Source organism: Coleofasciculus sp. A1-SPW-01, assembly GCF_040217205.1.
Lineage (GTDB): Bacteria > Cyanobacteriota > Cyanobacteriia > Cyanobacteriales > Coleofasciculaceae > Coleofasciculus > Coleofasciculus chthonoplastes_A.
Genome location: NZ_JAVJNP010000036.1, coordinates 61,462 through 69,632, shown reverse-complemented (window position 1 = coordinate 69,632; position 8,171 = coordinate 61,462). Strand labels below are relative to the sequence as shown.

The following is an 8,171-nucleotide window of genomic DNA, read 5'->3' as shown; positions in this document are numbered from 1 at the left end:
TTAACCAACCACTGTAGGGGCGGGTTTAGGAACTAGCGGTAGCTTATTACCAATAACTCCACCACAAAACCCGCCCTTATGCATAAGTAGGGATTGTTAACCAACCACTGTAGGGGCGGGTTTAGGAACTAGCGGTAGCTTATTACCAATAACTCCACCACAAAACCCGCCCTTATGCATAAGTAGGGATTGTTAGTATAAAGCCAGTTTTCCTAACAATTCCCGTCCATGGTTTCATTCAACTATCCCACTCCTCAAACCGATCCACTGGGTTCACCCAAAGAAACGTTACCAACGATGTATGATCTTCCGAGTGAATATCCAGAGGAACCGGGTTTGCCTGACGAATTCCATGATTGGCAAGCGCATTTATTGAGCTTGACATTTTGCCCTCCCCACTATCCCCTTTCACAGATCTTTTATGCCAGCGACTTGAACCTTTACTATGATGCGCGTCATCCTCTGTGGCATAAACGTCCGGATTGGTTTGGGGTCGTCGGTGTACCGCGACTGTATAATGATGTGGATATGCGCCTGTCTTACGTGGTTTGGCAGGAGGGCGTCAATCCGTTTGTTGTGGTGGAATTGCTCTCACCTGGAACCGAGAGGGAAGACTTAGGAGAACAGGTAATCCCATTGCCAGACTCTGAGCCAAGACAAGGTGAAGGAAATGGGCAAGAGAGTCAGCTTCCCACTGAAGATAAACCGCCGCGAAAATGGCAGGTTTACGAGCAGATTCTACAGATTCCTTATTATGTCGTATTCAGTCGTTACACCAATCAGCTACGAGCGTTTAAACTGAATGAAGCCCATTATCAAGAGTTAGAGGTACAAGATGGGCGAGTATGGATGAGCGAATTAGGCTTAGGTTTAGGATTATGGCAGGGAGAGTTTCAAGGGATTAATCGCCTCTGGTTACGGTGGTATGATGCTCAAGGAAACTGGATTCTGACGGAAGCGGAACAGGAAAGACAACGAGCGGAACAAGAGAGACACCGAGCTGAACAAGAGAGACAACGAGCCGAAGCTGCACAAGCTCGGTTAGATGCTTTGATGGAGCGACTGCGAGAATCAGGTATTGACCCCGATACCTTTTTCCCGGATCAGGGTTAAAATCAGTCGAGTCACTACAGTTAGCGATCGCCACTGTAGGGGCGGGTTTAGGAACTAGCGCTAGCTGATTGTCAATAACTAAACAACAAAACCCGCCCTTGTGCATAAGTAGCGATTGTTAAGATAGAGCCAGTTTTCCTAACAATTTCCGTCCATGGTTTCGTTCAACTATCCTGTTCCTCAAACTGATCCACCTTGTTCACCGAGGGAAACGCTACCGACGATGTATGATCTTCCGAGTGAAGATCCAGAGGAACCCGGTTTGCCTGACGAATTCCATGATTGGCAAGCGCAATTATTGAGCTTGACATTTTGCCCTCCCCACTATCCCCTTTCACAGATCTTTTATGCCAGCGACTTAAACCTTTACTATGATGTGCGTCATCCTCTGTGGTACAAGCGCCCAGATTGGTTTGGGGTTGTCGGTGTACCGCGACTGTATGATGATGTGGATATGCGCCTATCTTATGTGGTTTGGCAGGAGGGCGTCAATCCGTTTGTGGTTGTGGAATTGCTCTCACCTGGAACTGAGAGGGAAGACTTAGGAGAACAGGTAATCGCGCCAGAACCTGAACAAGGTCGAGGAAATGGGCAAGAGAGTCAGCGATCAACTGAAGATAAACCGCCGCGAAAATGGCAGGTTTATGAGCAGATTTTACATATCCCTTACTATGTCGTATTTAGTCGTTACACCAATCAACTACGGGCGTTTAAATTGAATGGAGCGCATTATCAAGAGTTAGAGGTACAAGATGGGCGAGTATGGATGAGTGAATTAGGCTTAGGTTTGGGATTATGGCAGGGAGAGTTTCAAGGGATTAATCGCTTCTGGTTGCGTTGGTATGATGCTCAAGGAAATTGGATTCTGACGGAAGCCGAACAAGAGAGACAACGAGCTGAACAAGAGAGACAACGAGCTGAACAAGAAAGACAACGAGCCGAACAAGAAAGACAACGAGCCGAACAAGAGAGAATCCAAAAAGCCCAAGCTTTACAGCAAGCTCAACAGGACAGACAACGAGCCAAAGCTACACAAGCTCAGTTAGATGCTTTGATTGAGCGACTACGAGAATCGGGAATTGACCCCGATACCTTTTTCCAGGATCAGAGCTGATGAAAAAGACGATTATACAACTTTTACCGATAAAAATTTAATCATTCTGCAAAGGTTAGTTGCTTGGTTGCTAATGTCATCGCGATCGCCTACTCGAAATCATGATCATACACTTAAGCCGGAAAACCTTTCCAGCGTTTAATGATCCTCAATCCATGACAACCCCGCACCCGGATAATAATGGGCTAAAATTTGTTTGTAATCATACCCTTGCATCGCCAACTTGTATGCTCCCCGTTGGCTCATTCCTTGACCGCCAAAAACATTACTGACAATATCATCTGAAGCGGCGTACAGCGATTCCACCACGCCCCCTTTATAACTGAGAAACATTCCCTGGGTTTGCTGAACCGCTTGAGTGGTGGTATTCCACTCCGACTCAATTCCCTTATACACTTGCCAACGCTGAGTATTACCCAAATCATATAACTGATTAGCCGGTCGAATATAATGCACGATCGCATAAGAACGAGCCGCGATCGCTTGGGCTTTCAGAGCAGCGGGGGGCCAACTGGGATAGATTTCGGAACCGACGACACTGGCTAGATACGCCTCAAGCTCAATATAGTTAACGGCAAGTAGACTATCCCCTTGTGATATTAAAAGTAAATCCCCTCGATACCAGCGACCATTGACAAAAACAAACCCGCCACCTGTGGGTTTAAGCCAAACGCCCCCTGGGGTTTTCCATTCACCGATGCGAAGATAAGAACCATTGGGTTGAGCATTAACGCCTTCGTTCGCCTCAAGTTTTCCTAATGTCTTGCCATTCCCATCCACCACCAATCCAGTGGTAGATGTGCCAACGTCGAGGGAACTTACCCCAGTTGCGATCGCAACTCGCATTTCTAGGCTGGCTGCATTAGCTGGAGGAGTTTCAGATTTGGCAGAGTTTTCCGAAGCGGCGGGAGGGGATTGGGGGGGTGGAGTTTGGGCTTGAGTCTGGGCGTTAGGTTTGGGCGGTAGGGGGGTAGGGGGTTTGGGAACCGAGGTTTGAGTGGTTCGGTTGGCTGTCGGTGATTGAGCCGCCGAGGTTTGAGTTTTGGCGGTATCTTGAGTCGTAGAGGATTGAGATGGGGTTGCCTTGGGAACAGGAGTTGAGGGACGTTGCCAGGAGAGACTTTGGGCAATCAGACGATGACGCCATTCTACTTCAGCCGGGGACGGATTTGGCGGTGGTGGGACTTCCGATCGGGGTGATGGCTCCGAAGACGGTTGGGGAGAGGGTGCGATCGGTTTAGAACCGGAATAAAAGGATTGAGCTAGCATCAAGGGCAATACGAGGGATGCTGAAACCACAACCATTGACCATAGTCTCGAACCCTTGAAAATTGGGTGGTTGTTAGGCAGGCGAATCATCAATACTTGCTCCTGAGCGGGTTGGGAGAGGACGATAACGACAGATTAGCAATCAAGCACCGCCTCTTAGTTTAATCTGCGATCGCGTCTTTGGATATGGCACTCCCTGGCTGAATCAAGAATGGTAACACTGATTTCTCTGATTGGTAGGAACGGTAGAGGTGGGGGGTGGGAGGCGGGTAGCACTGATTACACAGAAAGGTTAGTTCTGAATGGGGAGAAGATGATTCGATTGTTGGGGAGATTATTTACTTCTCTGTGTCAATCTGTGTCTCTCACGATTCAGCATTGGGAAAACTGCTATCCCGTCTGTAAAATCTGTGTTTTTGTCAATACTTAGTAATGATTTTTATCGAAAATTTAAAAAAATACTTATGTCCAAGGAGACATTAGGAGTGAGACGAAAACCAGACATTATACAAAGTGTTACTAAAATTCAAGGGGTTTAGCTGTGTTAGGATTAGTTTTGCCTACGATAAACCCACCATAGATAATATACCTGAAAATCGCACACTCATCTCACAATTGCTGTATGCTGCATGGTTAGCGCGAGAGCAGGTTTAAGTTTTACTAACTCGCCTCAGCTAAAGAACGAACAGTGAGGATTTCATTATTTTTCAAGGCTTGAACTGCTCCCATCGGCACAGCAATTACATTAATTGATTCACCCACAGCATTGAAAACTTCCAAAATATAGCCATCTTCGCCACCGCTAGGGTGAGGCACATAATCAATCAGAGTGAGAACATCGCCTTTTTGCAGGTGATGTTCTGGTAGGTTGCGAGATAGGACAACGCGCTGGTAAAGTTCAAGCATTTCTAGTGTCACTCCTTGTTGGGAATTAAAGTAATAAACTGGAATTGGTTATCAATTTTACGGTTCAGCCAGACTGTGATTACTTCCAAGTTTGTGTTATTGACACCCATGAGTTGACCTTTGACACGGTAGAACGTCCCATATTCATTGCTTCTATCTTCTACCGCTTTCACTGTATCGGCAAGTTGACGAATGGCGGATTTTAATTGGTCGGGATTATCCCGTGTAAATCCCGCCTGTGCCAAAAAGTTTGATTTATCGTCTTGTTCTCTCTTGACCAGGAGATAGCGAGTTAATTTAGTATCAGGAATGATGGCATCATCAGGGATTTTCCTGTTTTGCCGACTCTTTGTTGTGCCAGTTCGGAGAGAGTTGTCATTCTTCGGTTGTGCCACCTCCTCTTTTGCCGAGGGAGCAGGAGGAGAGCGATCGCACTCCCTCCCCATATCCGCAAAACCCCCAATCCGACAGCCGTTCAGGTCTAGGTAATCGGATAGCGATTTCCTGTTCATCGGTTAAGGACAACCTGCGATCGCGTAGTTTGTAGTCAGCGCTGTCGGGAGCTTCTGACACGCTTGGTGTCTACTACTAACCTAGAATGAATGGCACGCTCCTTAAACAGAATATCGCCTAAAGCTCAAGTAAGAATCGATGAGTAGCTCTTTGAACCCGTTTTAACGGGTTTAAGCTTTTAGCCCCAACTTTAGTTGAGGGCTAATTACCTAGGATAGATGACAATAGCTGACATTGAGTCTCGCTTGCGGTTTAATTGTCAGAGTGAACGCTGTAAACATTAATACAGTTGTCGCTCCACCCATGCTGAACGTGTAAATAATCAGTTTAGCCCTTGGAAGTCAGCAGGAGGAGAGGTCAAACCCAGAGGGGAAAGGGAAACTATGAATAGCAATCCATCCAATCCTTCGGCGAATGGTGGTAAAACCATAAATATTGCTGATATCTTGGCACTTCCGGAACGTCAACGGCAGATTGTTCTGTTTATCCGTCGCGAGGAAGGGCATACCCTACCCGAAATCGCCGATCACATCAACGAAAATGAACAGGCGATCGCTATAGAACTCGATGAGTTAGTTCAAGAGGGTTTTGTCCGAGAAATGGAAGTGGAAGGCATTCCCCGTTACTATCGCAGTGAAATGAGACGACAAGGTAGCCCGTTTTCCGAGATGATTCAGCAAGCGCTGACTCCCGGAAAACCCCTGTCCATGATTGTCAATCCCTCTGGGGATGCGCCGATTACACCGGGTTCGACGTTTGAGTTATGCGTCACCATTACCAATGAGGGAAATCAAAGTGCCTTAATCGAGATTTATATCGATGAAACCTCCCAATTCCTGCACCAGTGGTGTATTTCTCCCTATGAACGTCTGGCGTTAGGGCAAGGACAAAGTAGTGAGGTGGTGTTCCAGATTCCGATACCACTGGATGCGACACCGGGTACCTATAATTATCTGCTGATGGTTGATGCCCAGCAGCATTACCCGGAAGACACGCCAATCCAGCATCAAGCACGGCTGCAAGTCTTACCTTTTGTCCAAGAAGCCATCCGGGTAAATGATCCCACCTTCTCTCTACTCCCGATCACCAGTTCCGCTGTCCCGGCTGTGGTGCAACCGGGAGAACCTTTAGAAGTTCAGGTTCTAGTTCACAATCGATCGGATCGTGTGGATCAATTTCGCTTAACCTGTCCGGATTTAGCCCCGATTTGGTATAGGGTGATTTATCCCGAAGGCTATACCGACACCGGAGTGGTGCGGGTGATGGATGGCTTAGAGTTGAATCCGGGTGAAAAGGGTCTAATCCAGCTCATTATCACCCCACCTGTAGATACCTGGGCGACAATCTATTCCCCCACGGTGCGTCTTTATTCCCTGAATAATCCCGACTTGGTGTTACTGGATGCGATTTACCTCCAGGTAATGCCGATTTACCTGTTAACTGTCGAGTTAGTCACCCTAGTCGGTAAAGTCAGCCATCAGTCCGGTGTTTTCGAGTTACAACTGTATAACGGCGGTAATATTACCCGCGACATTGCCCTCATCGCCAAAAGTGCCGATGGCGATGATCTTTGCACCTATACCCTGATACCCACCCAAGTTCGCCTCGCCCCCGGTGGGTATGCGATCGCGAATTTAGAGGTGCAACCCAGCCAGAAATGGTGGCGTAGACCCTTCTACGGACGAGTTTTAAACTTTGTTATTGAAATTGAAGACCTACAACAGTTTCCCTTACTTAACAATCGCTTCCAAGGTACTTTAATTTGGGAAGGGCGTCCGTGGTGGCAATTTTTATTAGTTATTTTAGGTATAGTCGGACTGATTGGGGCATTAATATTCCTGCTGTGGTTTCTCTTTTTTAGACCCAAACCCCGCCCGGAAATAGTCGAATTTGCGCCAGCCGGCAAAAATTACTCGGCGGCTGATCAGGAAAATGTTCGCCTGAATTGGGAAATTACCAACCCCAAACGCATCCAAACTATAAAAATACAAGGCGTATCGCCAGATGGGGTAGTTACCAGTGGTCCAATTGCCTACAATTTTAGCCAGGGGATTCCCAACGAGTTAGAGCGTTTCTGCACAACCGATGAGATTCTCAATTGCCAGAACGTGCCAACTGATGCTCGTGAACCGGGGGATTATGTGTTTGAACTGACTGTAACGCCTCAAGGCAAAAAGAGGGGAGAATTAGAGGAACTACAAACGAATACAGTCAAAATTACACCGTTTCCAATTCCTGAGATTGAAGAATTTGCCTCAACTCAACCCGTCTATCAAGAAGTCATTCAGACTAACCCGGAAGCAGCAGACCAAGAAGCCAGTCCAACAGCCAATGATACTAACTCACCTGACGATCAACCGCAACCGGAAGACCTAGGTATTTTACTGAATTGGAAAATTAGTCACCCCGAACAAATCAGAATCTTAAAACTGGTAGGGCGCAATCCTGAGGGAATTGTCACCTTTCCCATGCAATCAATTGATTTTAGCCAAGGGATTCCTCAACCCCTCCAAGACTCCTGTGAAATACAAGATGAGGCATTAGTTTGCCTGAATCTTGCCACAGGTGTGCGCCAACCGGGAACCTATATTTTTGAATTAATCGTGGTTCCCCAACAAGGAGAACCCGAAGAATTACCCGTTCAAAAAACTGATCCGATTAAAATTGAAGCCCAACCTGTTCCCTTTGATATTGTTGAATTTACAGTTGGTGGTGTAGAAACCCTCACTCGTCCTAAGTTTGTGATACCAATTTCTGGAAATCAAGCGATACCTGTACCTTTATCCTGGAAAGTTGAGGGGGGTAGAGATCTCAAAGTTGAACTTCTACCTGCACCCGGTACTGTACCACCCGAAGGCACTTTGCCTTATGAACTTAGTCCAGAAGCAGGTACGGAAACAATTACCTTGCAAGTTACCAATGAAGCTGGAGAACAAAAAAGCCGTTCAGTCACCATTGAAACCATCCAACCGCCGCCTCCAGAACCTGTGGAAATGACTCCCTTATCTCCGCCAGGAGACACAGCTAACGGATTACCAACGTTTGATCCTCCACCTCCACCCGGAGACACTGCGGCTGCACAAACGCCGACACCCCCCTCACCGTCACCGTCACCGTCACCCTCACCGGGGACTTCACCATCTGGAACAGAACCAACACCGCTACCCCTACCACCTGGCGGTTCACCTCCTCTTCCTCCAGGTGCAGATTCTCCACCTCCCGCCGAACTTCCGCCCAAGTTTAGGTAAGACGAATT

General features: G+C 47.3%; 6 protein-coding genes. 3 read left to right on the top strand and 3 right to left on the bottom strand.

Features of this window, described 5'->3' with window-relative positions; genetic code table 11:
* The first annotated feature begins 228 nt into the window (after nt 1-228).
* Nucleotides 229-1,113, top strand: coding sequence for a Uma2 family endonuclease (locus RH949_RS06290; protein ID WP_446352255.1), 885 nt, complete (start codon nt 229-231; stop codon nt 1,111-1,113).
* A 154-nt stretch (nt 1,114-1,267) separates the two neighbouring features.
* Nucleotides 1,268-2,227: a Uma2 family endonuclease gene (locus tag RH949_RS06285; protein WP_446352254.1), complete on the top strand. Its 960-nt coding sequence runs from the start codon at nt 1,268-1,270 to the stop codon at nt 2,225-2,227.
* Nucleotides 2,228-2,365: 138 nt separating this feature from the next.
* Here RH949_RS06285 and RH949_RS06280 read toward each other — a convergent pair whose 3' ends face one another.
* From RH949_RS06280 to RH949_RS06270, 3 genes are all read right to left on the bottom strand, one after another.
* The gene (locus RH949_RS06280; protein WP_446352253.1) at nt 2,366-3,586 is read right to left on the bottom strand and encodes a SpoIID/LytB domain-containing protein; all 1,221 of its coding nucleotides are present in this window, start codon (nt 3,584-3,586) and stop codon (nt 2,366-2,368) included.
* A 570-nt stretch (nt 3,587-4,156) separates the two neighbouring features.
* On the bottom strand, nt 4,157-4,402 hold the full coding sequence (locus RH949_RS06275; protein ID WP_006106412.1) for a DUF4926 domain-containing protein: 246 nt from the start codon (nt 4,400-4,402) through the stop codon (nt 4,157-4,159).
* 8 nt (nt 4,403-4,410) lie between these two features.
* Nucleotides 4,411-4,731 carry a DUF6883 domain-containing protein gene (locus tag RH949_RS06270; protein ID WP_446352256.1) on the bottom strand — a complete coding sequence of 107 codons (321 nt, stop codon included), beginning with the start codon at nt 4,729-4,731 and terminating at the stop codon, nt 4,411-4,413.
* 567 nt (nt 4,732-5,298) lie between these two features.
* Here RH949_RS06270 and RH949_RS06265 point away from each other — a divergent pair.
* Nucleotides 5,299-8,163 carry a transcriptional regulator gene (locus RH949_RS06265; RefSeq protein WP_446352252.1) on the top strand — a complete coding sequence of 955 codons (2,865 nt, stop codon included), beginning with the start codon at nt 5,299-5,301 and terminating at the stop codon, nt 8,161-8,163.
* Nucleotides 8,164-8,171: the final 8 nt, after the last annotated feature.

Excerpts from the sequence above, each read along its gene's own strand:
- RH949_RS06280 (WP_446352253.1), bottom strand. The coding sequence starts at position 3,586 with ATGATTCGCCTGCCTAACAACCACCCAATTTTCAAGGGTTCGAGACTA.
- RH949_RS06285 (WP_446352254.1), top strand. The coding sequence starts at position 1,268 with ATGGTTTCGTTCAACTATCCTGTTCCTCAAACTGATCCACCTTGTTCA.
- RH949_RS06275 (WP_006106412.1), bottom strand. The coding sequence starts at position 4,402 with ATGCTTGAACTTTACCAGCGCGTTGTCCTATCTCGCAACCTACCAGAA.
- RH949_RS06290 (WP_446352255.1), top strand. The coding sequence starts at position 229 with ATGGTTTCATTCAACTATCCCACTCCTCAAACCGATCCACTGGGTTCA.
- RH949_RS06265 (WP_446352252.1), top strand. The coding sequence starts at position 5,299 with ATGAATAGCAATCCATCCAATCCTTCGGCGAATGGTGGTAAAACCATA.